The organism is Baekduia sp. (genome assembly GCF_035318805.1).
Classification (GTDB): domain Bacteria; phylum Actinomycetota; class Thermoleophilia; order Solirubrobacterales; family Solirubrobacteraceae; genus Baekduia.
This window is the reverse complement of record NZ_DATHDY010000099.1, coordinates 1-24,004: the sequence shown is the minus strand read 5'-3', so window position 1 is coordinate 24,004 and position 24,004 is coordinate 1. Positions and strand designations below refer to the sequence as shown.

The window sequence follows — 24,004 nt, the reverse complement described above, 5'->3', positions numbered from 1 at the left end:
GGGACTGAAGTGAACGCACGACGGACCGGGCTTCAACCTGGGCGCTTGCCGGCGCTCGGGCTCATCGCGGCCGCAGCTGCCGGCGCTGCCCTGCTCGCCGGCTGCGGGTCGGGCTCGAAGAGCGACGGCGGCGGCACAGCGCGCGACAGCGTGACGATGGCGATCGCATCGAACCCCTCGCTCGACCCCGCGAAGGCCGCCAATCAGGCCGACGGGATCGCCCTCAGCGGGCTCTACGACACGCTCGTCCGGCTCGACGCCGGCGGCAACGTGGTCGCCGGCCTCGCGTCGTCGTGGACGGCGACGCCCGACTCCGTTGCGCTCCAGCTGCGCAAGGACGTGACCTGCTCGGACGGGACGAAGCTCACGGCCTCGGCCGTCGCCGCCTCGCTCACACGGCTTGTCGACCCCGCCACTGCGGCGCCGTACATCGGCGCGTCGTTCGGGCCCAACAAGGTCACGGTGACCGCGGACGACGCGGCGAGCAGCGTCACGGTGAAGACCAGCGGGCCGTGGTCGCAGCTGCTGCCGGGCCTCGCCATGTCGTGGACCGGCATCGTCTGCCCGGCCGGCCTGAAGGACCCGAAAGCGCTTCTGACGAAGTCGTTCGGCACCGGCCCGTACGAGCTCCAGAGCGCCGCGCCCGGCCGGCGCTTCCTGCTGCGACACCGCAGCGGCTACACCTGGGGACCGAAACTCGGCGGCAGCGAGGCCGGCACGCCCCCGAAGACCGTGCAGCTCAATGTCGTGGCGAACGAGAGCACCGCGGTCAACCTGCTCGTGTCCAACAAGCTCGACATCGCGCTGCTCGGCGGCCCGGACCTCGAGCGCATCGGCCGCTCCGCGTTCACGGTGACGCAGAAGGACGGCGGCACCGTGTGGCTCGCGTTCAACGAGCAGGGGACGAGCATGAAGGACGAGGCGCTGCGGCGCGGGGTCGCGCAGGCGATCGACCGCGCGGCGTTCGCCGACGCCGCGACGTTCGGGCGCGGCAAGGTCATCCCGAGCGTCGTCGGGCCGTCGATCCAGTGCTCCGACGCCGGGGCCGGCGCGGCCGTGCCCAAGCTCGACGCGGCCGCCGCGCGCGCCGCCCTGAGCAAGGTGGGGACGGTCACGATCATCGGCACGACCCAGCTCGGCGGCGGCGCCGGCCAGGAGTACATCCAGGCGGCGCTGCGCGGCGTCGGGGTCGACGCGAAGCTGCGCAACACCGACACGGCGACCTGGTCGCAGACGCTCACGGGCGGCAAGGGCGACTGGGAGCTGTCGGTCGTCCCGGCGCTCAACCCCGCAGGCAGCATCATCATCCCGATCAGCCAGACGACCGGTGCGGCGCCGCCGAAGGGCACGAACTTCGGCAGCGCCCAGAACCCGCAGGCGGGCGCCGCGCTCGGCAAGGCGATCACGCAGGTCGGGGCGCAGAGCTGTGCCGCCTGGGGCCAGGTCCAGCAGGCGCTCAACGCCCGTGTCGACGTGCTGCCGCTCAGCACGCTGCCGCTGTCGATCGTCGCACGCAAGGGCGTCTCGGTGGTCGCCCCGCAGGGCGGGATGCCCGACCTCGGGACCATCCGACTCGGGTGATCCGCACGGAGCCCATCACCGCCGGCGCGCGCCCTTGGCAGGCCCGCGCCGGCGGGCTCCTCGGCGCCGTCCTGCGCAAGGCGGCGGGCGTCGCATGCGTCGTCGCGGGCCTGGTCGTCGCGAGCTTCCTGCTCGTGCGGCTGATCCCCGGCGACCCGGCACGCAGCGTCGCCGGCACGCAGGCGACCGCCGACCAGCTGGCGGTGGTGCGCGACCAGCTCGGCCTCGACGGATCGCTGCCGCAGCAGTTCGGCGACTACGTGGGGCGGCTCGCGCAGGGAGACTTCGGCACCTCGTTCGAGACCGGGGAGCCGGTGCGGACGATCATCCAGGACGCGCTGCCGTACACGCTCGTGCTGGCGTTGGTCGCGACGGTCGCGGCGCTCGTCGCCGGGATCGCGCTCGGCATGACGGTCGCCGTCCTGTGCCGCGGCGGGCGGCCCCGGCTCGACGCCGCCTTCCAGGCGCTGACGAGCATCGGCGCGTCGTTCCCCGAGTACGTCGCGGGCACGCTGCTCGTGCTGGTCTTCGCGATCGGGCTCGGCCTGTTCCCGCCGGGCGGGTCGGACTCGCTCGACACGCTCGTGCTGCCCGTGATCGCGGTCGGCCTCGCCCCGACGTGCACGCTCGCGCGGATCGTGCGGCGCGAGACCGCGACGGTGCTCGAGCTCGACTACATGCGCGCCGCGCGCAGCAAGCACCTGCCCCCGCTGCGGCTGTATGTCCGGCACGCGCTGCCGAACCTGATGACCGCGACGCTGAGCTACGCGGGCCTGCTGCTCGCGGGCCTGCTGAGCGGCACGATCATCGCCGAGAGCGTGTTCGCGTGGCCGGGACTCGGCTCGCGCGTGGTCGAGGCGGTCGCCACGCGCGACTACCCCGTCATCCAGGGCGCCGTCATCGTGCTGGGGCTCGTCGCCGTCCTCATCACGCTGCTCATCGACGGGCTGCTCGGTGCGCTCGATCCGCGGCGCCGGCGGTCCGGCGCGTGAGCGCCCGCCGGCTCTCCCCCGCCGCCCGCGTCGGCCTCAGCGGGCTCGGTGTGCTGATCCTCGTCGCGATCGTCGCGCCGCTCGTCGCGGGCGGCCGGGCGGACGAGCTCACGCACCAGCTGCGCCAGGGCGCGTCGTCGCAGCACCCGCTCGGCACCGACGCCCTCGGCCACGACATGCTCGCCCGAACGCTCGTCGCCGCGCGACTGACGCTCCTGATGGCGGGCGGCGCGACGCTCGTCGCGCTCGGCCTCGGCACGCTCCTCGGCACCGCGGTCGCACTCGCGGGACGGCGCATGCGCGCGGTCGGCGAGCGCGCGATCGAGCTGCTGATCGCCTTCCCGGCGGTGCTGCTCGCGATCGTCGTGGCCACGGTGCTCACCCCGAGCGGATGGAGCGCGACGCTCGCGGTCGGGCTCGCGCTCGCGCCCGCGTTCGCGCGCATGACCAACAGCCTCGCCACGACCGTCGCCGCACGCGACCACGTCGTCGTCGCGCGGCTCCTCGGGCGCAGCCGCCGCTGGATCCTGCGCCGCCACGTCGTGCCGAACATCCGCGACACGCTGCTGATCCTGACGTCGATCTGCTTTGCCTCGGCGGTCGTGTCGTTGTCGGCGCTCGGGTTCCTCGGCCTCGGCGTCCAGCCGCCCTCCTACGACTGGGGGAGCCTGCTCAACCAGGGGCTGCAGGCGCTCTACACGAACCCCGTCCAGGCGGTCGGCCCGGCCGTCGGCATCCTGCTGATCGGGCTCTTCGCCGGCCTGCTGGGCGACGGCATCGCGGTCGCGCTCGCGCCGGGCACGCTCGGCGCCACGCCGGCCGCGGCGCCCGCCGCCGCGACGGAGGCGCCGGTCGCGGACGTCGCGGACGTCGCCGGCCTGGCAGAGGGGCACGTCGTCGTGCGCGACCTCCACGTACGCGGCGCGGGCGGCGCCGAGCTCGTGCGCGGCGTCTCGTTCGCGCTGCAGCGTGGGGAGATCGTCGGGCTCGTCGGCGAGTCCGGCAGCGGCAAGACCCTCACCGCCATGTCGCTCGCCGGGCTGCTGCCCGCGGGCCTCACGCCGTCCGCCGCCGAGCTGCGGATCGGCGACATAGACCTGCTCGGCGCGGCGGACCCGCGCGCGCTCGCGACGAGCCTCGGCGTCGTCTTCCAGGACCCGTCGTCGTCGCTGAACCCGGCGTTGCGGATCGGCTCGCAGGTGACCGAGGTCGCACGCGTGCACGGCGGCGCGAGCCGCGCGACCGCCGCGCACGCCGCCGTGCGGGCCCTCGAAGAGGTCCGCCTGCCCGAGCCGGAGCGCCAGCTACGCCGCTTCCCCCACGAGCTGTCCGGCGGGCAGCGCCAGCGGGTGATGCTCGCCGGCGCGCTCGTCAACGACCCGTCGCTCATCGTGGCCGACGAGCCGACGACCGCGCTCGACGTGACCGTCCAGGCCGAGATCCTCCGCCTGCTGCGGCGCGCGAACGAGCGGCACGACACGGCGATCCTGTTCATCTCGCACGACGTCGCCGTCGTCTGCCAGCTCTGCCATCGCGTGCTCGTGATGCAGCACGGGCGGATCGTCGAGGACCTGCCCGTCGAGCGCCTGCGGGCGGGCGAGGCGACGCACCCGCACACGCGCGCGCTGCTCGGCGCCACGCCGCGGCTCGGCGCGGCCGGCGCGGCCGGCATCGATCGTCTCGACGGCCCGACGGCGTCCGCGCACAGCGACGCGGACCCGGATGCGCCCGCGCTCGCCGTGCGGCAGCTGCGCGTCGGCTACGACGCGAACGCCGCGCCGGTCGTCGACGGCGTGAGCTTCGCGCTCGAGCGCGGTCGCGCGCTCGGGCTGGTCGGCGAGTCCGGCTCCGGCAAGTCGACGATCGCGCGGGCGATCGTCGGCATCGTCGGCGCGCAGTCGGGCTCGGTGGAGCTCGACGGCCAGGAGCTGACGGCGCTGCGCGGCGCCCGCCGGCGGGCCGGGCTGCGACGAGTCCAGCTCGTGCCACAGGATCCGTATGCCTCGCTCAACCCGCGCATGACCGTCTCCGCCGCGATCGCCGAGGGGTGCGACCCGGCGCTGAGCGCCGCGCAGCGCAGGAGCGAGGTGGAGCGCCTGCTCGGGGAAGTGGCGCTGGACCCAGGGCTGTCCTCCCGTTACCCGCACCAGCTCTCCGGCGGCCAGCGCCAGCGCGTCGCGATCGCCCGAGCGCTCGCCGCGCGCCCGGCGATCCTGATCGCCGACGAGATCACGTCCGCGCTCGACACCTCGGTCCAGGCGGGCGTGCTCGACCTCCTGCACGATCTGCGCGCCGAGCTGGACCTCACGCTCCTCTTCATCTCCCACGACCTTGCGGTCGTCAGCGAGGTGTGCGACGACGTGGCGGTGCTGCACCGTGGGCGGATCGTCGAGCAGGGCGCGATCGCTGACGTCTTCGCCGCGCCGCAGGCCCCCTACACCCGGGCGCTGCTCGACGCCGTTCCCCGGCTCGAAGCGCCCACCGAACCGCCGCTCAGGAGATGAACGCGATGGACCACACCCCTGCCCTGCCACCCGAGACCGCGGCGCTGCCGCCGGACGGCGTGCTGGACCTGACCGCGCTGCTCGACGCCCGGCTCTCCCCGGACGGGCGGCACGTCGCGATGGCCGTCGCGTCCGTCCAGCGCGACCCGCTCGCCGACGTGGCGCGACTGTGGGTCGCCCCGACCGGTGCCGGCGACGCGCTCGCGCTCGACGGCGCGCAGCCGCTCAGTCCCGAGGGCGCCTTCGCGACGTCGCCGTCGTGGGCACCGGACGGGCGCACGATCGCGTTCCGCCTGCACGACGGCACGGGCTTCCAGCCCTATCGCGTCGATCGCGACGGCGCCGACGACCCGGTCCCGCTCGCCGCACTGCCCTGGGGGCTTGGCAGCATCGGCCCGCTGTGCGCGCCGTCAAGCGCGGCGATCGCCTTCAGCGCCCCGGTCCGCCCGCCGCGCGACCCGGCGGAGCCGGTGCGCGTACGGCGCACGGTGTGGCGCATCGACGGCGCCGGGCTGCTGGACGACATCGTCCAGGAGCTGTTCGTGCTCGACCCCGGCGCGCCGGAGCCGCGTCGCCTGACCGACCACGGCGGCCATATCGTCTCGGCGCAGTGGTCCGCCGACGGCGAGCGCCTGCTGTACGTCTGCCTCGACCTCGACGGCGAGCTGCCGACCTGGGCGCTGCGCGTCTGCACTGTCGCCTCGGGCGCGGTCGCGACGCTCTGGACGTCGGACGAGTTCCGTGTCTACCCGCCGGCGGCCGCGTGGCTGCCCGACGGCCGCATCCTGCGCACGACGGCCAACTTCATCGGCGCCGGCGAGCCGGTCGGGCTCGTGGTGACCGGCCCCGACGGGACGCAGCCGCGACCTTGCGCCACCGAGGTCGACGGCTGGGTGTTCGGCATCCTGCAGGCCGACCACCCGAGCTTCACGAGCCTCGCGGCGCCGCGCATCGTCGTCGATCCGCACGGCGGGGCCGCCTACGTCCCGGTGCAGGCGGGCGGCCGCGGCGAGGTGTGGCGGATCGACGCCGAGCCGGGCGCCGCCGCGCGCGCCGTCACCGGCGACTGCGCGGCAGTGCCGCTGGACGCGCGCGACGGCCGGCTGCTGCTCGCGGTCAGCACGATGCACGAGCCGCCCGACCTGTGGCTCGCCGAGGTCGGAGCGCCGAGCACGGACGCCGCGCCGCGCCGCCGCCTGACCGCGCTCAACGCCGACCGCTTTCCGGCGGCGGCGACGTTCGCCGTCGAGCACCTGCAGGCCACGGCGCCGGACGGAACGCCGGTCGAAGGCTGGTTCCTGCGTCCCCACGGCCGCGACGGCTCCGTGCCGACGGTCCTGAGCCTGCACGGCGGTCCGGCCGCCGCCTGGGGACATGCCTTCTCCTACGACCACTGCCTGCTCGCCGCAGCGGGGTACGGGGTCCTGCTCTGCAACCCGCGCGGGTCGACCGGCTACGACCCCGAGTTCGCCCTTGCGCTGCGGGAGCACTGGGGCGATCTCGAGGCCGTCGACGTCACCGCGATGCTCGACCACGCGATCGACCTCGGGCTGGCCGATCCGGAGCGGCTCGCGGTCAACGGCCTGTCGGCGGGCGGATACCTCGGCGCTTGGCTGATCACCCACGGCGACCGCTTCAAGGCCGCGATGCTCGAGAACCCGGCGATCGACTGGTTCACCTCGACCGGCGCCGACATCGGGGCGATCCTCGTCGAGGGCTGGACCGGCGTCCGTGGCGGCACGGGCCTCGACGCGGCAGCGACGCTCGCGCGCTCCTCGGCGTCGACGTACGCGGCCGACTGCTCGACGCCGACGCTCCTGATCGTCCACGAGCGGGACCTGCGCACACCGCCGAACGGCACCGAGGCGTTCTACACGCTGCTGAAGCTCCACGGCTGCGAGGCCGAGCTGCTGACGCTGCCGGGCACCTTCCACAACGGCGCGATCGACCTCGGTCGCCCCGGCCACCGCGTGGCCCAGAACGAGGCGCTGATCGACTGGCTGGCCCGTCACGCCCCCGCGTGACCGCCGGTCGATCAGTGAGGGGCGCCGAGCGCCGCGAGGCTGCTCAGCAGCTCGCGCGCCGTCGCCTCGCCGAGCCGCAGGCTCTCGAGCCGGAAGGACTCGTTCGGCGCGTGCATCGCGTCGGCGTGCACCGCGAAGCCACTGACGATGACCGGCATCCCCTGCGCCGCCAGCTCGGCGACGATCGGGATCGTCGCGCCGAGGCGCACGAACGCCGGTGCGATCCCGGTCGCACGCTCGATCGCGCCGGCGGCCAGGCGGATCGCCGGCTCGTCGGGGGCGAAGCGGATCGGGTCGGCGGTCTCGGCGTCGATCTCGACCTCGACCCCCGCCGGCGCGGCGGCCCGCAGCAGCCGCTCCAGCGTCGCCGCGATCTCGGTGGGGCGCTGCCCGGGTGCGAGTCGCTGGGAGAGCGTGGCCGTGGCGACGGCGGGAACGATCGTGCGCGTGTCCCCGCCCGCGATCGCGTGCACATCGAGGGACGCGCCGGCGCCGTTGCGCGGGTAGTACTCGGCGCCGGCGCCGGGGTGCAGCGGCCGCCCGCCCGAGGCGGTGAGCAGCGCGTCGCCGGGGGCGAGGCGCGCCCACGACGCCGGCTCGGCCGGGTGGGGCGGCTCGATCCCGGCGCGCAGCTCCTCGCGCAGCGTCCCGTCGGGACCGGGGAGCACCGTCGCCAGCATCGCGTGAAGGACGTGCAGGGCGTTGACGACGCTGCCGCCGTAGATGCCCGAGTGCAGGTCGCGCGCCGCGCTGCGGACGGCGACCTGCAGCCGCACCACCCCGCGCAGCGAGACGGTGAGCGCGGGCGTCGCCTCGTCGGCCATCCCGGCGTCGAACACGATCGCGCAGTCGGCTCCACGGCGGTCGTCGCGCAGCCACCGCGCGGCGCCGGTGCTGCCGATCTCCTCCTCCCCCTCGACGAGCACGCGCACGTGGACCGGCAGCGCGCCGGCGCGGTGCAGCTCGCACGCCGCGTGCAGCAGCGGGAGGAAGTTGCCCTTGTCGTCGGAGGCGCCGCGCGCGTAGAGGCGCCCGTCGCGCACTGCGGGCTCGAACGGCGGCGTCTGCCACGCGCCGAGGTCGCCGGGCGCCTGCACGTCGTAATGGCCGTAGATCAGGACGGTGGGCGCGTCGGCGTGGCCGGCGCGCAGCTCGCCGACGACGAGCGGGTGACCGTAGCCGTCGAGCACGTCCGCGGTGCCGCCGGCCTCGCGCACTCGGGCGGACGCCCACGTCGCGGCGGCGTGCAGCCCGGCGCGGTCGGGCTCCCCGGTCGAGATGGAGGGGATCCTCAACCATTGAACGAGGTCGCCGAGCAGCCGGTCGGTCATCACGTCGTCCGCGTGGCCCACTAGATCTGCTCGAAGTAGCGCTGGATCTCCCAGTCGGTGACCTGGGCCATGAACTGGTCCCATTCGAAGTCGGCGACCCTGGCGTAGTGGTCGACGGCGTCGTCGCCGAACCAGCGGCGCGCCGTCCCGCTGGCACGGAACAGCGCGCCGGCCTTGCCGAGGTCGCTCGGAAGCGGCGGTCGGTCCTGGTCGTAGGCGTTGCCCGCCACCGGCGGCCCGGGGTCGGTGCGGCGCTCGATGCCCTCCGCGATCGACGCCAGCAGCGCGGCGAAGGTCAGGTACGGGTTGTGATCGGCGCCGGGGAGACGGAACTCCAGGCGGAGATCGGCGGGATCCTTCCCGATCGTGCGCACCGAGACCGTGCGGTTGTCATAGCCCCAGGTACAGCCGGCGCCCGCGACGAGCTCCTCGCGCGACACTCGCCGGTAGGAGTTGATCGTGGGCGCGTACCACACCATCATCTCGGGGGCATGGTCGAGGATGCCGCCGACGGCCCAGCGGTAGAGGTCGCTGAGGCCGTCGTCGGCCGTGGCGTCATGGAAGACACGCTCGCCCCCGCGCCCGCGCAACGAGCAGTGCACATGGCCCGACGAGCCGATCTCGCCCGTCGAGGGACGGGCCATGAACGTCGCCACCATCCCGTCGCGGGCGGCGAGGTCCTTGACGGCCATCTTGAACAGCACGTGGGCGTCGGCGGTGGTGAGCGCGCGGTCGTAGCGGATCCCGATCTCCCACTGGCCGAGGCCCCATTCGATCTGTCCGAGCTCCAGCACGACGCCGGCGGGCTCCAGTCCCTTGCGCAGGCGCCGGAAGAAGTCCTCCAGCTCGTTGCCGGCGGCGATCAGGTAGTCGGCGTGGTGGCGGGTCGTGGGTGGCAGGTCTCGGTACCCGCGCGCGCGCGCCTCGTCAGGGGTCACCTTGTACAGGAAGAACTCCAGCTCGGTGCCGAGGTACGGCTCGAAGCCGAGGCCCGCGAGCCGCTCGATCTGCGTGCGCAGCAGGTTGCGCGGCGCGATGGGCAGCGGCGTCCCGTCGTCGCCCTGCACGTCGGCGAAGCACAGCGCGACCCCGTCGAGCCACCCCAGCGGCCGCAGCGTCGCCAGGTCGGGCACGAGCCGCAGATCCGGCCAGCCGTTGTGGAACCCGGCGAAGTCGACCTGCAGCTCGAGCTCCTGCTCGATGTCCCAGGCCAGCGTGCACGTGCACACCTCGATGCCGCCGATCTTGGACAAGAACATCGACGGGCTCATGCGCCGGCCGAACAGGCGGCCCTGCATGTCGGGCGCCGCGACGATCACGGTCTCGATCCCGGCGAGCTCCAGGCCTTCGGGATCCAGCGGCGCGCCCACGCCGGCCGGCGGGCCGGGCGGGCTCGGCTCCACGCTCATCGGACCATCCATCCGCCGTCGACCGGCAGCTGCACGCCCGTGATGTACGCCGCGTCGTCGGAGAGCAGGAACGAGACGGCGGCGGCGATGTCGTCGGGCTCGGCGACCCGCTTGATGAGCAGGTGGTCAGACAGGAAGGCAAAGATGTCCGGGGCGTGCAGGTCCATCCCGGTCAACGGCGTGTTCACCGGCCCCGGGGCCACCGCGTTGACGCGTACGCCATCGGCGGCCAGCTCGGCGGCGAGCGCCTTGGTCAGCATCTTCACGCCGCCCTTCGAGGCGTTGTAGTGCACTTGGCAGTGGCCGGAGGAGCTCACGACGCGGTCGGCCTCCACGGTCGAGATGTTGACGATCGCCGCGCCCGGGGCCAGGACCTTGGCGGCCTCCTGGGCGACGATGAAGCACCCCTTGAGGTTGACGTCGACGACGCGGTCCCATTCGTCGTCGGTGACGTCGCGGAATCCCGACATCGTGATGATGCCCGCGGCGTTGACGAGCAGGTCGAGCGCGCCGAACGTCGTCACCGTCTGCTCGACGGCGGCGCGGATGGCCTCGCGATCACGGACGTCGGCCGCGACGGCCAGACCGCGGGGCGCCTCGGCCGAGGCCCCGTCGTCGATCCGTGCCGCGGTGCGCGACGCACCGTCGCCGTCGACGTCGAGGCAGGCCACGCCGGCCCCTTCTGCGGCCAGCCGAAGCGCGACCGCCTGGCCGATGCCGGAGGCCGCCCCGGTGACCAGGGCCACGCGGCCGGCATGGCGATCGGGGTTCAGCAGCGGTCGTGGCTCAGTTGTGGTGCTCACGGCACGATCCTTTCCGGGAGGCTCTCGGCGCCCCGTGTTCATCGGCTTGGTCGATCAGCCAGGTCAACAGCGGGTCCAACTCCGCGAGCATCTCCGGGTGCCACTGAACGCCGACGGCGCGGGCGCCGTCGATCTCGATGCCCTCAATGATCCCGTCCGGGGCAAGCCCCGTCGCGCGGACACCCTCGCCGAGCCTGCCGATCCCCTGGTGGTGAAAGGAGTTGACCCGGATCTCCGGGCCGTACACGCCGGCGAGCGCCGAGCCCGCCGTGAACCGGACCGGATGCACGCGCGCGTCGGGCGGGTAGAGGACGACGGTGTGCTCGACCTCCTGCTCGCCGGCGAGGTCGTCGATGAGCGTCCCGCCGAGCGCGACGTTCAGCAGTTGCGCCCCGCGGCAGATGCCCAGCAGCGGCCGATCCTGGTCCAGCGCGGCGAGCGCGAGGGCGATCTCGAAGCGGTCGCGGACCGGATCCATCATGGTCGCCGCCGGCGTCGGCTGGCTGTCGTACAGGCGCGGATCGATGTCCTGGCCGCCCGCCAGCACGATCGCGTCGAGCCGCGCGCAGACGGCTTGGGCGTCGTTGTCACGCGGGACATGCACCGGCATCCCGCCGGCGCGTCCGACCGCCTGGGCGTAGCAGGCGTAGTACGCGTCGGTGAACGCGTGCAACAGGATCGCCGGCGTCGTGGAGATCTGCGCGGCATGGATCCGTGGCCCGGTGATGCCGACCAGCGGGCGCCGGGCACCCGCCGGCCGTAGGTCGCTGACGGTCGTGGCGGTCACTCAGATCGTGCCCACGCCGGCCGGCACGCCGCCGGAGGACGGTGCGGCGGGGACGGTCGTCGACTCGCCGGCGAGGATGCGCCCGGCGTCGGCCAGCTGCGCTGGCCGCGCGCCACGGACCCAGGCCACATACGCAACGGTCATCGCCACCGCCCCGGCCAGGACCCAGGGCACGAGGTCCAGCGGCGAGGCCTGACCGGGCTTCAGGTTGTAGTAGTAGGGCGACGCGAGCACCGCGATGCCGGCAGCCGGCACCGCCACGCAGGTGAGCGGGTTGTGACGGCGCCCTGCACGACGCTCGCGGCCCCACCACACGATCAGGGCGGCGTTGATGACCACGTACATCGAGATGATCAGCAGCGATCCCACCGTCGAGAGCAGCGTGACCGCGGTCAGGGTGTCGGTGATCGGCTTGGAGCCCAGCGCGATGGCGAGTGCGAGGCCGGCGAACGCGCCGGACGCCGCGGCCGGGGTGCGGTAGTGGGCGTGCAGCCTGCCCAGGGCCGGCGGCAGCAGCCCGTCGCGAGCCGTGTTGAACAGGATGCGGGACACCGCGGTGATGGCCGCCACGCCGAACCCCAGGAACGAGGCCAGCAGCACCCACTTGACCGCCGGGGCCAGCCACCCGACATACGCGTCGGCCGCGGCGTGCAGCGGGTCGGCCTGCTGGGCCAGGCCGGCGCCGTCGCCGAACGCGATCACCAGCGCCCACGAGGCCACCACGTACAGGGCGCCGATGCCGACGACGCACAGCAGCACGGCCAGTGGGACGTTGCGGCGGGGGTTGCGCGTCTCTTCCGCCAGCGGAACCGGCTGCTCGAAGCCGCCGAACAGGAACACGGTGACCGCGAAGCCCAGGGCCACGGGCTCGAAGCCGCCGGAGGGGAAGGCGAACGGATCCAGGCTGACGCCGTTGGGGCCGCCGTCGATGAGCACTGCGGCGCAGATGATGCCGATCACCGCGACCTCGATCACGAGCGCCACGAGGCTGACGCGCACGCTGATCGACACGCCCCGGATGACCAGCGCCAGCACGACGCCGACGAAGGCGACCATGGACAGGCCGGTGGTCAGATCCGACGTCGAGCCGCCGAGGAAGTCGTTGGCGATGAAGTCCCCGATGAAGAGGAACACGGCCGCGTAGGCGACGAGCCAGCCCAGCAGGGCGGTGACACCGATCCACAGACCGGCGGTCGGCCCGAAGACGCGGGTGATGAACGTGACGAAGGATCCCGCGCTCGGCCACTGACGGGCAAACCGCGCCAGCGAGTTGCCGGTGGCGAGCACCCCCAAGGCGGCGATCACGAAGATCAGCGGCACCGCGGAGCCCGCGACTGCGGCCACGACCGCGACGCCGAACAGGATGCTCGCCGACGGCGCCATGACGGCCGCCCCGGTCATGACGGCGCCGAGGAGGCTGACCTCGCCCTCCCTGAGACGCTGGCTGTGCTCGCCCACTTCCATCATGGTCTCCTCACTCGGCGGTGGGATCAGTCCACCGCGATGTAGACGTTCTTGATCTCCGTGTACTGCCGCAGCGCCTCGGTCCCGAGCTCCCGGCCGAGCCCGCTGCGCTTCATGCCCCCGAACGGGGCCTCCACGTGAACGCTCTGGTTGGAGTTGACCGACAGCGCACCGCTGCGCACACCGCGGGCCACGCGCACCGCCCGGCTCAGGTCGCGCGTCCAGATCGATCCCGACAGGCCGAGGTCGACGTCGTTGGCCAGCGCCACCGCCTCCTCCTCGTCGCTGAAGGCGATCACCATGGCCACGGGCCCGAAGATCTCCTCCTGGGCGATGCGCATCCGTGACGCCACGTCGCCGAACACCGTCGGCTGCACGTACGGGCCGGCAGCAAGAGCCTCGTCGGCGGGGACGCCGCCTCCGCGCAACAGCGTCGCGCCGGCGCGACGACCATCCTCGACGTACTCGAGCACGCGCGCCTGCTGTGAGCGGGAGACCAACGGCCCCATGTCGGTCGACTCGTCGAGCGGATCGCCGACGCGCAGCGCATCGGTCGCCTCCAGAAAGCGCTCGAGGAACGCCTCGAGGACCGTGCGCTGCACCAGCACGCGGCTGCGCGCGCAGCAGTCCTGGCCCGCGTTGCCGAACACCGCCGCGGCAGCGGCAGGCGCGGCCCTGTCGAGGTCGGCGTCGGCGAAGATGAGGTTGCTGGACTTGCCACCGAGCTCCAGTGAGACCCGTCCGATCTTGGGCGCCGCGGCACGCAGCACGGCGACGCCGACCGCCGTCGATCCCGTGAAGGACACCTTCGCCACGCGGGGATCGGCCGCCAGCGCCGCGCCGACCAGCGGGCCGTCGCCCGGCAGCACGGAGACGCAGCCCGCCGGCACGCCCGCCTCGACGAGCACGTCGCCCAGCACGAGCGCCGACAGCGGCGTGAGCTCCGCCGGCTTGAGGACGATGGGGTTGCCGGCGGCCAGCGCGGGCGCGGCCTTGATGACGGCGATGAAGAGCGGGAAGTTCCACGGCACGATCAGCGCGCACACGCCGACCGGCTCGCGCAACACGAGGTCCAGCCCGGGCGCCGAGACGGGCAGCACCTGCCCCTCGAGCGTCGCCGCCGCGCCCGCGTAGAACTCCAGCGCGGCGATCGCGGCGCCGACCTCGGCGCGCGCGTCGCGGATCGGCTTGCCCACGTTGCGCGCCTCGAGGAGCGCAAGGTCCTCAGCGCGCTTCGAGAGCACGCGCGCCGCCTCGCGCAGCACCGCACCGCGCCCGCTCGCGGGCATCGCCGCCCAGCCCGCAGCGGCCTCCGTCGCCCTGGCCAGCGCCTCGTCGACGTGTTCGAGCGTCGCCTCTTCGACGAGCGCCAGAAGCCCGCCGGTCGCAGGCTCCATCAGGGCCCTCGTCTGCCCCGAGGTCCGCGTCCCCGCGACCAGCAGCTGCACGCGCTCGACCTCTTCGGTGGCCATGACGCCACGCTAACAGACACATGGATCGGTTACTAGTCCATTATCCCATGTGCCGACTTTGCGTTATGCTCGGCACATGGAACAGGGGACGACCGAGCGCCTCGATGTCCCGGCGGCCTACGCCGTCGTCGTCGATCACCTGCGCCGCGCGATCCACCTCGGCCAGTACGCACCAGGAGACAAGTTCCCCCCCGAACGCCAGCACGCCGAGGCGCTGGGCGTCTCACGCGTCACCCTCCGCGGCGCGATCCGGGTGCTCGAGGGCGAGGGCTACGTCAAGACCCGACGGGGCTCGTCGGGCGGCGTGACGGTGCTCGGCTCCACCGAGACGCGGGGCCAGCTCGTCGAGCGCCTGCGACACAACATCGACGATCTCCTGGCCGTCCAGGAGTTTCGCCTGGTCAACGAACGCCTGGCCGCCGAGCGCGCGGCGACGCGTCTGACCGCCGAGGACCTCGACGGCCTCGAGCGCTCCGTCGGGCAGATCGAGCGCGCCGACGGGGTCGGCGGGTTCCGGCAGGCCGACTCGTTCTTTCACCTCCAGATCGCGGGGGCGGCGGAGTGTGAGCTCCTGCGCGACGCCGTCGAAGACGCACGGGCAGCGATGTTCCTACCGCTCGACGCACTTGACTACAAGCTTCTGGTCACCGAGACGCTCAAGGACCACCGCCGCGTCCTCGCCGCTCTGCAGGCCCGCGATGCCGCCCGCGCCGGCCGCGCGATGGCCGCACACGTCAGACGCACGAGCGAGCAGCTCCAACAGATCCTCGCTGACCCAGCGCACGGCTCATAGACCAACACCGGCGGCCACCCTCGGCGTAGGGGTGGATCAGCCCAGCGTCGCGGTGTCGATCACGAAGCGATACCGGACGTCGGAGGCCAGCACGCGCTCCCAGGCGTCGTTGACCTCGTCGGCCGAGACCAGCTCGATCTCGGGGGCGATGCCGTGCTCGGCGCAGAAGTCGAGCATCTCCTGGGTCTCGCGGATGCCGCCGATCATCGAGCCGGCGAAGGCTCGCCGCTTCGGCAGCAGCGAGAACACGTTGACCGGCAGTGCCTCGGCGGGCGCGCCGACGTTGACCAGCGCACCGTCGACCGCCAGCAGGCCCAGGAAGGCGTTGATGTCCACCTTCGCGCTGACGGTGTTGATGATGAGGTCGAACCGCCCGGCCAGCTCCTCGAAGGTCGAGGGGTCGCTCGTGGCGTGGTAGTGGTCGGCGCCCAGCCGCAGGCCGTCGTCCTTCTTGCGCAGCGACTGCGACAGCACGGTGACCTCGGCGCCCATCGCGTGCGCGAGCTTGACGGCCATGTGCCCCAGGCCGCCGAGACCGACGACCGCCACCTGCCTGCCGGGCCCTGCGCCCCAGTGGCGCAGGGGCGAGTAGGTCGTGATGCCCGCGCACAGCAGCGGCGCGGCGACGTCGAGCTCGAGGCCGTCGGGGATCTTGACGACGAAGTCCTCGGTCACGACGACCTGCGTCGCGTAGCCGCCCTGCGTGATCGTGCCGTCCTGGCCGATCGACCCGTACGTCAGCGTGTTGCCGGGCAGGCAGTACTGCTCCTCGCCGTCGCGGCAGCTCGCGCACTCGCGGCAGGAGTCGACCATGCAGCCGACCCCCACGCGGTCGCCGACGGCATGGCTGGTCACGGCCAAGCCGACCGCGGCCACCACGCCGGCGATCTCGTGGCCGGGGACGAGCGGGTACTGGATCTCGCCCCACTCGCCGCGGACGGTGTGGATGTCGGAATGGCAGATGCCGCAGTACTTGATGTCGATGAGGACGTCGTGCGGCCCGACGTCGCGACGCTCGACGGTCAGCGGGGCGAGCGGCTCGGTCGGGGATGTCGCCCCGTAGGCGTTGGCGGTGAGCATGTTCTCCGTGGGTGACTGGATGGGTGTTCCGGGCGCGCGACCACATCGGAGGCGGCGCCTCCGACGGCCGGCCACCGTGGACCGGCCTGGGCGTTGGTGATGCTGTCGACGATGCTCCCGGCGTACCGCTGGTACTTGGTACGGTCCGCGGCATCGACGGCGTCGTTGACGGCGGCGCCGGCATCCTCTATGGAGCGTCCCGTGAGAGGACCCGCAGGCCGACTCGCCTTGACTCGCGCGGGCCTGGTCCTCAAGCTGCTGTCGAGGGTCGCCTCAGCGGATTCCTGCGTTGCGTCGGAGCCTCCGGCTCGAGGCGGACCGAGGACATGGAAGCCATGCGCATCACGACCGCCCTCCGCGCCGTCCTGACCATCGCAGTGCTGACCGCGTGCGCAGCGGCCACCCCCGCGTCGGGCGCCGTGACCCTGCCGCCGGCCGGCGCCCAGTTCGACTACCAGATCGGCGGCGCCTACACACCGGACCCGACCGTCGGCATCGTCGACCGCGACCGCACCGCCGCCCCGGCCGCCGGCAAGTACAACGTCTGCTACGTCAACGCCTTCCAGACGCAGCCGGACGCCGCCCGCTGGTGGCGATCCAGGCACCGCTCGCTGCTGCTGCGGCGCAACGGGAAGTACGTCGTCGACTCGGCCTGGAACGAGATGTTGCTCGACGCGTCGACGGCCGCCAAGCGCAGGGCGCTGGCTGCCGTCGTCGGACGCTGGATCGACCGCTGCGCCACGGCCGGCTACCAGGCGGTCGAACCCGACAACCTCGACTCGTGGACGCGCTCCAAGCATCGCTTGACCATGGCCGACAACAAGGCCTTCGCGTCGCTGCTGGTCCGCCGCGCCCACGCCCGCGGCCTGGCCATCGCGCAGAAGAACGCCCCGGAGCTGGGCGGCGCGGGCAAGGCGCTCGGGTTCGACTTCGCCATCGCCGAGGAGTGCAACGTCTACGACGAGTGCGGCAGCTACACCGGGCCGTTCGGCGATCAGGTCTACGAGATCGAGTACACCGACAACGGCGGCGAGGCGAACTTCCACTCCGCGTGCTCGTCACGCGGCTCGTCCATCTCCATCATCTACCGCGACCGCGACGTGGTGAGCAAGGGCGACGACAACTACACCTACGACGCCTGCTGATCGACCCGCTGGGCGATCGAACCGGCCCGCGGGTGCGATGCGCGACGGTTCAACGCGCGGTCAGCCGCACCACGGGGATCTGGCGATCCGTCTTCGTCTCGTAACTCCTGTAGTTCGGTCGCTCGCTCGTGATGCGCTGCCACGCCGTCGCGCGCTCCTCGCCGGTCAGCGTCTGCGGCGTCACCGCGGTCTTGCGACCGTCGACCTCCACCTCGACCTGGTCAGGATGCGCGGCGAGGTTGTAGAACCAGGACGGGTGGGTCGCGGCGCCGCCCTTCGAGGCGACGATCAGCCAGGCGTCGTCGCCGTCCGGGAACGGCATGACCACGGCGGTCCGGCGCTGCCCGCTCTTGGCGCCGACGGTACTCAGGTACAGCAGCGGCCTCCCACCCATCCTGCTGCCGGTGAGCCGGTGGATCGCGCGCGCGACGCCCATGATCATCCGCCCGATCGGCCCGCTCGGCGCCCCTCTCGCTCCTCGTGTCCCACCGGGAGGGACCTCGACAGCCATGCGCACACGATCGCAGGTCGCAGACCGGATGTCAGGCGAGCTCAGGAAACCCGCCCACCCCGGCAGAGGTACGACGAGCACCGCCGCGCCCGCCGGCGCCGGGGCATCAGGTCTTCTGCTGGCGCGGGGCGACGGGATGCCCGCAGCCGAGCAGCCGCGCGACCCGTTCGCTCGTGTTGCGCACGCGGAAGCGGCGGCCGGCGCGCACGTAGACGGTGTCGCCGGCAGTGAGCTCGTAGCGCTCGTCGTCGAGCTCGACGAGGACGCTGCCCTCGATCACGTAGCTGAAGTGGTCGGCCGGCTGCGGATGCGCCTCGCCCATCGAGGCGCCCGGCTCGTAGACCCAGATCATCGGCACGAGCACACGGTCGGGGTCGGCGACCAGCATGTACGCGTCGATGCGCTCCCCGTGCGAGGTGACGTGGATCTCCTCGCCCCCGCGGATCACGTCGGACGTGGGTGCGTCGGTCGCGTCGACGAGGTCGATGAGCGACGCGCCGTAGAGCGTCAGGAGGCGCATGAGGCGGCTCATCGCCAGGTCGCTCTGGCTGCGCTCGACGAGCGACAGGAACGAGGGTGAGACGCCTGCCTGCTCGGCCGCGGCCTTGATCGACAGGCCGCGACGCCTGCGCAGCTCGCGCAGCCTGGGGCCGAGGGGAGGGTCGGGGGCGTCGGGGGACATCGTGGTTGGAGCGCGCGGTCCTCGCGCCACAATCTACCTCCGTGCCTTCGCGGTTCACCGCGCAGGCACGCGCGCCCGTGCGCGGGACCTACGACCCGGCGGCGGCCGCGACGTACACGGCGACGGCGTCGATCTGCTTCGCCGCCAGCGTGCCGCCGAACGACGGCATGCCGCCCCCGCCCTTCTCGATCTGCGCGGCGATCGCTGCCTTGTCGAGCTTCGTGGCGTCGAGGTTGGGGCCGACCGAGCCGCTCGCGCCGGCGTCCGCGAGCGTGTGACAGGAGGCGCAGCTCTGCGTGAAGATGGCCTTGCCCTCCGCGTGGCTGCCTCCTGTGCCGGACGCCTGCTGCTGTGCGGCCGCGGGCTTGTCCTTGGCAGTCGGCTGCGCGTTCGCGCCGGCGGTCGCGGAACTCCCGTTCGCCGGGGTGCCGGGCGCGTAGCCGTTCTCCTGGTTGTGCGCGAGCTCGGTCAGCTTCACCGTCGCTGTCGCGTCGTGGTTCTGCCCGCCGCAGGCGGACAGGCCCGTCCCGAGCGCGACGCAGGCACCCGCGACGGCGAACAGCTGAGCAGCACGAAGCGACATCGACGTCGATTCTCCTAATGGACGTGGGCGAAACGGCGAGGCGATCTCACCGTACATGACGTGCAGAAAATATGCGATAGTCGCGTCCGGAACAGCGAATATGTTCGCTGCTGCGACGTTCCCCCCGAGCTTTCCGGTGCGGGTGCGTTCCAACGATCGGTGGGAGAGAGAGCCATGTCCGACGACGCATCCATGCTCAGCTCGAGGGTGTCGCGACGCTCGCTGCTGGCGGCGGCCGGTGTCGCGACCGGCGGAGCGGTGCTCGGGAGCCGGACGCGCGCCGCCCGGGCCGCCGGGCGCTCGTTCGACGCCGAGGCCGACGTGATCGTGGTCGGTGGCGGAGGCGCCGCCTTCTCCGCGGCCGTCGGCGCGGCGCAGGATGGCGCGCGTGTCCTCGTGCTGGAGAAGGCGCCGGCGATCGGCGGCACGACCGCGCGGTCGGGCGGCGCGTACTGGATCCCGAACAACCACCTGCTGCGCGCGAAGGGCGTCGAGGATCCCAAGGACGACGCGATCAAGCTGATGACGCGGCTGGCCTACCCGACGGTCTATGACCCGGAAGCTCCGCTCAACGGCATCGACCAGATGAGATATGACCTGCTGAGCGGCTACTACGACCGCGGCTCGCAGGTGATCGAGCAGCTGGAGCGGAGCGGTGCGCTCAAGTCGCAGATCGCGGCACTGCTGCCGACGCAGACCTCCAAGGTGCCCTGGACGCATCCCGAGTACCACGCCGAGTTGGCCGAGAACAAGGCGCCGTACGGGCGCACGCTGTCGGCGCTCGGCAGCGAGGGCGGCGGCGGCGGCAACCTCATGTCGAGCCTCGCCACCGAGGCCCGCAAGATCGGCGTGAAAGTCCTCACCGGGCAGCACGTCGTGCAGATCGCCACCAACGACAAGGGCGAGGTCGTCGGCGTGCAGGCGCAGGTCGACGGCGGCGCCTCGCGGCTCTACCGCGCCCGCAGGGGTGTCGTGTTCGGCACCGGCGGCTTCACGCAGGACCGCAGCAAGGTGATGAACTTCCTGCGCGGCCCGATCTTCGGCGGCTGCGCCGCGCCGACGAACACCGGCGACTTCATCGACATGGCGACGCAGCTCGGCGCGCGGCTGGGCAACATGAGCAACGGGTTCTTCGTCCAGCATGTGCTCGAGCAGGCGCTGGCCAACTCGAGCGTCGTCGACGACCTGTGGATCCCGCCGGGCGACAGCATGATCATGGTCAACCGCTATGGCGACCGCGTCAGCAGCGAGAAGACCCCCTACAACGAGCACACGAAGAGCCATTTCGTCTGGGACACGAACCTCGCCGAGTATCCGAACCTCGTGCAGTTCATGATCTACGACTCCGCCGTCGCCAACGACCCCCAGCAGGCGTACGGCCAGCCGTATCCCGCGCCCGGCAAGACCGCGCCGTTCGTGATCGAGGGGGCGACGATCGACGAGCTGACGAAGAACATCGAGCGGCGCCTCGCCAAGCTGCGCGGCAGCGTCTCGATCACCGGCGCGATCGGCCCGGACGTCCGGCTGGTGGACGGCTTTGCCAGCAACCTCAAGCGCACGATCGAGCGCTTCGACGGCTTCGCCCGCGACGGCCACGACCCGGACTTCGGTCGCGGCTCGACCCCGATCCAGGTGTCGTGGGGCGGCGTGCGCCGCAAAGGCAACGACAAGAACAGCACGATGTACCCGTTCGCCTCGGCGGGCCCCTACTACTGCATCCTCATCGGCGGCGGGACCCTCGACACGTGCGGCGGCCCGGTCGTCGACCCCGCCGGCCGGGTGCTGCACGTCGACGGCCGGCCGATCCCGGGCCTCTACGGCGCCGGCAACTGCATCGCGTCGATCGCCGGGCAGGCCTACTGGTCGGCCGGCGGCACGCTCGGACCGGCGATCACGGGCGGCTTCACGGCCGGGGAGAACGCCGTCAACGAGCCCGTCAAGGACGTCTGACGGGCCCGTGAACGCGCTCGACCGCGCGGGCCTCGTCTACGAGGTCCGCGCGCCGGGGGTCGGCGAGGCCGGCGGTACCACGATCGCGCTCGGCGGCACGCACACCGACGAGGCACGGCTCGCCGAACTTGCCCGCGCGACCGCGCCAGACCATCGTGTCGTGCTGCCGGAGCCGTTGCGCTTCCTGTACCTCAGCCGCGACCACGTCGGCCGGCGCTGGTACGTCACGAGCATCGACGGCGAGATCGAGCCGGCGACCTTCGGCGACGCGCTCTACGCCGTCGAGCAGCTCGCGATCGCCGCCCACGAGACGTGGGATCGGCCACCGCTGCTGATCGGCCACGGCCAGGGCGGGGAGCTGGCGCTCGCGCTCGCGCTGCTCATGCCGGACATGCTCGCCGGCGTGGCGGCCGTCGGCGCAACGATCCCCCAGGTTCCGGGCTGGGAGCGCCCCGACCGCGCGGCCGGCGGCCTCCCGGTGCTGCTCGTGCCCGCTCACGGGGACGACGTCGCGGCGGCGCGCACGCACGACGAGCTGGCGGCGATCGGCGCCCACGTCGCGACGAGCTCGGCCGTTCCAGCGGCCGACGCGCTCGAGCCGTCGCTCGACCCCGTCGTGGCGCGGTGGTGGCGGGACGCCGCCTGAGCGGCGTGCTCGGCAATCCATCAAGCTGCCTTGATGTATCGTCCCAGGCATGGGTCAGACCGGAACCCGCGGGGATCTCCTTCCGCCGGACTTCCTGCGGCTCGCCGGCCACCCGGTGCGCTGGCGACTGCTCAGCGAGCTGGCGCAGAGCGACCGGCGCGTCGGCGAGCTGACGGAGCTGCTCGGGCGGCCTCAGAACCTCGTCTCCTACCACCTCGGTCGGCTGCGCGCCGAGCACGTCGTCTCGATGCGACGCAGCTCCGCCGATGGCCGCGACACCTACTACAGCCTCGATCTGCGTCGTTGCCGGGACCTCCTGGCCGCGACGGGTGCCGCGTTGCATCCCGGTCTGGGGACGCCTTGGGAACCGCCGAGAGCCGCTCGCCCGCCACGGCGGCCGCGCGCGCAGATCCTGTTTCTCTGCACCGGCAACAGCGCCCGCTCCCAGATGGCCGAGGCGCTGGCAGAGCATCGCGCACCCGACAGCGTCGAGGCCTTCAGCGCCGGCAGCCACCCCAAGCGCCTGCATGCCAACGCGGTGCGCGCCATGCGAGAGCACGGCATCGACATCGCCGGCCGCAGCGCCAAGCACCTCAGCGAGTTCGCAGCGTGGCGCTTCGACTACGTCATCACGCTGTGCGATCGCGTTCGCGAGGTCTGCCCCGAGTTCCCCGCCCATCCGAGTGTCGCGCACTGGAGCATCGCCGACCCGGGTCGCGAAGCCAGCGGCGACGACGAGGCGAGCTACCCGGCGTTCCAGCGCACGGCGACCGAGCTCGCCGGTCGCGTCTCGTTCCTGCTCGAGTCCATCGACCACACCCCGACCAACCCCGGAGCCGAACATGCCCAACGATGATCTCGTCAGCGTCCGCTACATCGTCGACGACGTCGACGCCGCGGTCGCCTTCTACACCAGCAACTTCGACTTCACGGTGCTGTCCAACCCCGCCCCGGCGTTCGCCGACGTCGTCCGCGGCCGGCTGCGGTTGCTGCTCAGCGGCCCGACCAGCTCCGCCGGACGCCCGCTGCCCGACGGCACCACACCGACGCCAGGCGGATGGAACCGCATCCACCTGATCGTCGAGGACATCGCCTCCGAGGTGGCGCGCCTACGTGCGGCCGGCCTGGCGTTCCGCAGCGAGATCATCTCGGGTCCTGGTGGCCGGCAGATCCTCACCGAAGATCCGTCGGGCAACCCGATCGAGCTGTTCCAGCCCGCGGCCCGCTAGAGCACCGCGGCTACGGCGTCCGCGCTCCTGCCCGGACGCGCAATAGCCTGGGGTGGAATGGACCGGCCCTCGCCAGCGAACGCGACGATCGGGATCGAGTCGATGGGGTCGCACTTCGTCGTGACGACGGTGCCGGGCGACGGGCTCGCCGGTGCGCTGTCGACGCTCCCCCACGTCCTGCGCGATCCCGTCCGCGAGCCGCACCGCTGGAGCGCGCCGGCGGTGCCGATCGTCGCGCGCGCCGTGCGCGCGCTGGTCGCGTTGCACCCGTCGATCGCCCTCGATCCCGACGCCGAACGCCTGCTGACCGCCGTCGAGAAGCTCCCGGAGGCCGCCACGGCCGTCGCGCACTTCTGCGAGCACAAGCCCGGCGTGCCCGGCGTCGTCATCGCGATGGAGCCCGACCCCGAGCTGCGCGCCGCCTTCGCGCAGCTGCCCGAGCGCCGCCGCGACCCGGTGCTGGACCGCTGGTGGATCCCCGCGCGCGAGGCGCCGCTGGAGGCGCTCGGCGACGAGCTCGACCGCATCGGGACGCTCACCGCTACGCCCGAGGTCCGCAAGCGGGTCGGCCGCTACGAGCAACCTTCGCTCTCGATGGCTGCGGTCGTCGACGTCGCGCACCGCTGCGACGTAGCGGTCGTCGAGAACGCCGCCGGCGAGGTCGGACTGCGCCTCTGCCGCCGCTGCCATCCCGACCTCGAGCCGGAGCTGACCGCGCTCGGCCTGGTGACGCGCACCTTCGACTCGTGGTGGGTCTCGATCCACGGCGACGGTGGACTGCGGGGCCTGCTCGAGGCGCGGCCGGAGCTGCAGGGCGGGCACGACGTCCTCCCCGCGCTCGACGCCGCGGCGGTCCGGGCGGGCGGCGCCGACGCGCTCGAAGCGCTCTCGGCCGCCGAGGAGGGCCGGATCGACATCGACGGCCTGACCGCGCCGCTGCGCCCGTTCCAAGGCGCTGCCGTCGACTACGCGCTGCGCGCCCGGCGGGTGTTCCTCTCCGACGAGCCCGGCCTCGGCA

21 protein-coding genes are annotated in these 24,004 nt (G+C 72.9%); 11 read left to right on the top strand and 10 right to left on the bottom strand.

The window, feature by feature from the left end; translation table 11 throughout:
* The first annotated feature begins 45 nt into the window (after positions 1 to 45).
* The 4 genes from VK501_RS20845 to VK501_RS20830 are packed head-to-tail and all read left to right on the top strand — an operon-like array spanning position 46 to position 7,101.
* Positions 46 to 1,581: an ABC transporter substrate-binding protein gene (locus VK501_RS20845; RefSeq protein ID WP_324340815.1), complete on the top strand. Its 1,536-nt coding sequence runs from the start codon at positions 46 to 48 to the stop codon at positions 1,579 to 1,581.
* Entirely contained in the window at positions 1,578 to 2,573 is a 996-nt protein-coding gene (locus VK501_RS20840; RefSeq protein WP_324340814.1) for an ABC transporter permease, read from the top strand. The genes VK501_RS20845 and VK501_RS20840 overlap by 4 nt, the downstream gene beginning before the upstream one ends.
* On the top strand, positions 2,570 to 5,077 hold the full coding sequence (locus tag VK501_RS20835) for a dipeptide ABC transporter ATP-binding protein (RefSeq protein WP_324340812.1): 2,508 nt from the start codon (positions 2,570 to 2,572) through the stop codon (positions 5,075 to 5,077). Before VK501_RS20840 ends, VK501_RS20835 begins: the two co-directional genes overlap by 4 nt.
* 5 nt (positions 5,078 to 5,082) lie before the next feature.
* Positions 5,083 to 7,101, top strand: a complete 2,019-nt coding sequence (locus VK501_RS20830) for a S9 family peptidase (RefSeq protein ID WP_324340810.1) — start codon at positions 5,083 to 5,085, stop codon at positions 7,099 to 7,101.
* Between the two features lie 11 nt (positions 7,102 to 7,112).
* Here VK501_RS20830 and VK501_RS20825 read toward each other — a convergent pair whose 3' ends face one another.
* The 6 genes from VK501_RS20825 to VK501_RS20800 are packed head-to-tail and all read right to left on the bottom strand — an operon-like array spanning position 7,113 to position 14,367.
* A complete protein-coding gene (locus tag VK501_RS20825) occupies positions 7,113 to 8,453 on the bottom strand; it encodes a M20/M25/M40 family metallo-hydrolase (RefSeq protein ID WP_324340808.1) in 1,341 nt (446 codons plus the stop codon).
* A complete protein-coding gene (locus VK501_RS20820) occupies positions 8,453 to 9,841 on the bottom strand; it encodes a glutamine synthetase family protein (RefSeq protein ID WP_324340806.1) in 1,389 nt (462 codons plus the stop codon). The genes VK501_RS20825 and VK501_RS20820 overlap by 1 nt, the downstream gene beginning before the upstream one ends.
* Positions 9,838 to 10,644 carry an SDR family NAD(P)-dependent oxidoreductase gene (locus VK501_RS20815; protein ID WP_324340804.1) on the bottom strand — a complete coding sequence of 269 codons (807 nt, stop codon included), beginning with the start codon at positions 10,642 to 10,644 and terminating at the stop codon, positions 9,838 to 9,840. Before VK501_RS20815 ends, VK501_RS20820 begins: the two co-directional genes overlap by 4 nt.
* The gene (locus tag VK501_RS20810) at positions 10,628 to 11,431 is read right to left on the bottom strand and encodes a gamma-glutamyl-gamma-aminobutyrate hydrolase family protein (protein ID WP_324340802.1); all 804 of its coding nucleotides are present in this window, start codon (positions 11,429 to 11,431) and stop codon (positions 10,628 to 10,630) included. The genes VK501_RS20815 and VK501_RS20810 overlap by 17 nt, the downstream gene beginning before the upstream one ends.
* On the bottom strand, positions 11,432 to 12,895 hold the full coding sequence (locus VK501_RS20805) for an APC family permease (protein WP_324340800.1): 1,464 nt from the start codon (positions 12,893 to 12,895) through the stop codon (positions 11,432 to 11,434).
* A 26-nt stretch (positions 12,896 to 12,921) separates the two neighbouring features.
* The gene (locus VK501_RS20800; RefSeq protein ID WP_324340798.1) at positions 12,922 to 14,367 is read right to left on the bottom strand and encodes an aldehyde dehydrogenase family protein; all 1,446 of its coding nucleotides are present in this window, start codon (positions 14,365 to 14,367) and stop codon (positions 12,922 to 12,924) included.
* Positions 14,368 to 14,443: 76 nt separating this feature from the next.
* Here VK501_RS20800 and VK501_RS20795 point away from each other — a divergent pair, with 76 nt between their 5' ends.
* Positions 14,444 to 15,160 (top strand): FadR/GntR family transcriptional regulator, encoded by a 717-nt coding sequence (locus tag VK501_RS20795; RefSeq protein ID WP_324340796.1) that lies wholly within the window; start codon positions 14,444 to 14,446, stop codon positions 15,158 to 15,160.
* A 36-nt stretch (positions 15,161 to 15,196) separates the two neighbouring features.
* On the opposite strand, the gene VK501_RS20790 is transcribed toward VK501_RS20795, so the two are convergent.
* Entirely contained in the window at positions 15,197 to 16,240 is a 1,044-nt protein-coding gene (locus VK501_RS20790; RefSeq protein ID WP_324340794.1) for an NAD(P)-dependent alcohol dehydrogenase, read from the bottom strand.
* 335 nt (positions 16,241 to 16,575) lie between these two features.
* Here VK501_RS20790 and VK501_RS20785 point away from each other — a divergent pair, with 335 nt between their 5' ends.
* Positions 16,576 to 17,385 carry an endo alpha-1,4 polygalactosaminidase gene (locus VK501_RS20785; RefSeq protein WP_324340792.1) on the top strand — a complete coding sequence of 270 codons (810 nt, stop codon included), beginning with the start codon at positions 16,576 to 16,578 and terminating at the stop codon, positions 17,383 to 17,385.
* A 49-nt stretch (positions 17,386 to 17,434) separates the two neighbouring features.
* Here the strand turns inward: VK501_RS20785 and VK501_RS20780 are convergent, their stop codons facing one another.
* The 3 genes from VK501_RS20780 to VK501_RS20770 form a co-directional block, all read right to left on the bottom strand.
* Complete coding sequence (locus VK501_RS20780; protein ID WP_324340790.1) at positions 17,435 to 17,827, bottom strand: nitroreductase/quinone reductase family protein; 393 nt, start codon at positions 17,825 to 17,827, stop codon at positions 17,435 to 17,437.
* Positions 17,828 to 18,002: 175 nt separating this feature from the next.
* Positions 18,003 to 18,578, bottom strand: coding sequence for a cupin domain-containing protein (locus VK501_RS20775; RefSeq protein WP_324340788.1), 576 nt, complete (start codon positions 18,576 to 18,578; stop codon positions 18,003 to 18,005).
* An 88-nt stretch (positions 18,579 to 18,666) separates the two neighbouring features.
* A complete protein-coding gene (locus VK501_RS20770) occupies positions 18,667 to 19,314 on the bottom strand; it encodes a cytochrome c (RefSeq protein ID WP_324340786.1) in 648 nt (215 codons plus the stop codon).
* 21 nt (positions 19,315 to 19,335) lie between these two features.
* Here VK501_RS20770 and VK501_RS20765 point away from each other — a divergent pair, with 21 nt between their 5' ends.
* The 5 genes from VK501_RS20765 to VK501_RS20745 all read left to right on the top strand — a co-directional run.
* The gene (locus VK501_RS20765) at positions 19,336 to 21,111 is read left to right on the top strand and encodes an FAD-dependent oxidoreductase (RefSeq protein WP_324340784.1); all 1,776 of its coding nucleotides are present in this window, start codon (positions 19,336 to 19,338) and stop codon (positions 21,109 to 21,111) included.
* 7 nt (positions 21,112 to 21,118) lie between these two features.
* On the top strand, positions 21,119 to 21,757 hold the full coding sequence (locus tag VK501_RS20760; protein WP_324340782.1) for a hypothetical protein: 639 nt from the start codon (positions 21,119 to 21,121) through the stop codon (positions 21,755 to 21,757).
* Between the two features lie 49 nt (positions 21,758 to 21,806).
* Positions 21,807 to 22,613 (top strand): ArsR family transcriptional regulator, encoded by an 807-nt coding sequence (locus VK501_RS20755; protein WP_324340780.1) that lies wholly within the window; start codon positions 21,807 to 21,809, stop codon positions 22,611 to 22,613.
* Positions 22,600 to 22,986: a VOC family protein gene (locus VK501_RS20750; protein ID WP_324340778.1), complete on the top strand. Its 387-nt coding sequence runs from the start codon at positions 22,600 to 22,602 to the stop codon at positions 22,984 to 22,986. The genes VK501_RS20755 and VK501_RS20750 overlap by 14 nt, the downstream gene beginning before the upstream one ends.
* Before the next feature lie 57 nt (positions 22,987 to 23,043).
* Positions 23,044 to 24,004 (top strand): hypothetical protein (locus VK501_RS20745; RefSeq protein WP_324340776.1); only part of this gene is annotated, 961 nt, incomplete at its 3' end.

What these genes read in the sequence shown, in the direction of transcription:
- VK501_RS20765 (WP_324340784.1), top strand. Translation starts at nt 19,336, where the DNA reads ATGTCCGACGACGCATCCATGCTCAGCTCGAGGGTGTCGCGACGCTCG.
- VK501_RS20820 (WP_324340806.1), bottom strand. Translation starts at nt 9,841, where the DNA reads ATGAGCGTGGAGCCGAGCCCGCCCGGCCCGCCGGCCGGCGTGGGCGCG.
- VK501_RS20785 (WP_324340792.1), top strand. Translation starts at nt 16,576, where the DNA reads ATGCGCATCACGACCGCCCTCCGCGCCGTCCTGACCATCGCAGTGCTG.
- VK501_RS20780 (WP_324340790.1), bottom strand. Translation starts at nt 17,827, where the DNA reads ATGATCATGGGCGTCGCGCGCGCGATCCACCGGCTCACCGGCAGCAGG.
- VK501_RS20750 (WP_324340778.1), top strand. Translation starts at nt 22,600, where the DNA reads ATGCCCAACGATGATCTCGTCAGCGTCCGCTACATCGTCGACGACGTC.
- VK501_RS20775 (WP_324340788.1), bottom strand. Translation starts at nt 18,578, where the DNA reads ATGTCCCCCGACGCCCCCGACCCTCCCCTCGGCCCCAGGCTGCGCGAG.
- VK501_RS20755 (WP_324340780.1), top strand. Translation starts at nt 21,807, where the DNA reads ATGGGTCAGACCGGAACCCGCGGGGATCTCCTTCCGCCGGACTTCCTG.
- VK501_RS20805 (WP_324340800.1), bottom strand. Translation starts at nt 12,895, where the DNA reads ATGGAAGTGGGCGAGCACAGCCAGCGTCTCAGGGAGGGCGAGGTCAGC.
- VK501_RS20830 (WP_324340810.1), top strand. Translation starts at nt 5,083, where the DNA reads ATGGACCACACCCCTGCCCTGCCACCCGAGACCGCGGCGCTGCCGCCG.
- VK501_RS20795 (WP_324340796.1), top strand. Translation starts at nt 14,444, where the DNA reads ATGGAACAGGGGACGACCGAGCGCCTCGATGTCCCGGCGGCCTACGCC.
- VK501_RS20790 (WP_324340794.1), bottom strand. Translation starts at nt 16,240, where the DNA reads ATGCTCACCGCCAACGCCTACGGGGCGACATCCCCGACCGAGCCGCTC.
- VK501_RS20800 (WP_324340798.1), bottom strand. Translation starts at nt 14,367, where the DNA reads ATGGCCACCGAAGAGGTCGAGCGCGTGCAGCTGCTGGTCGCGGGGACG.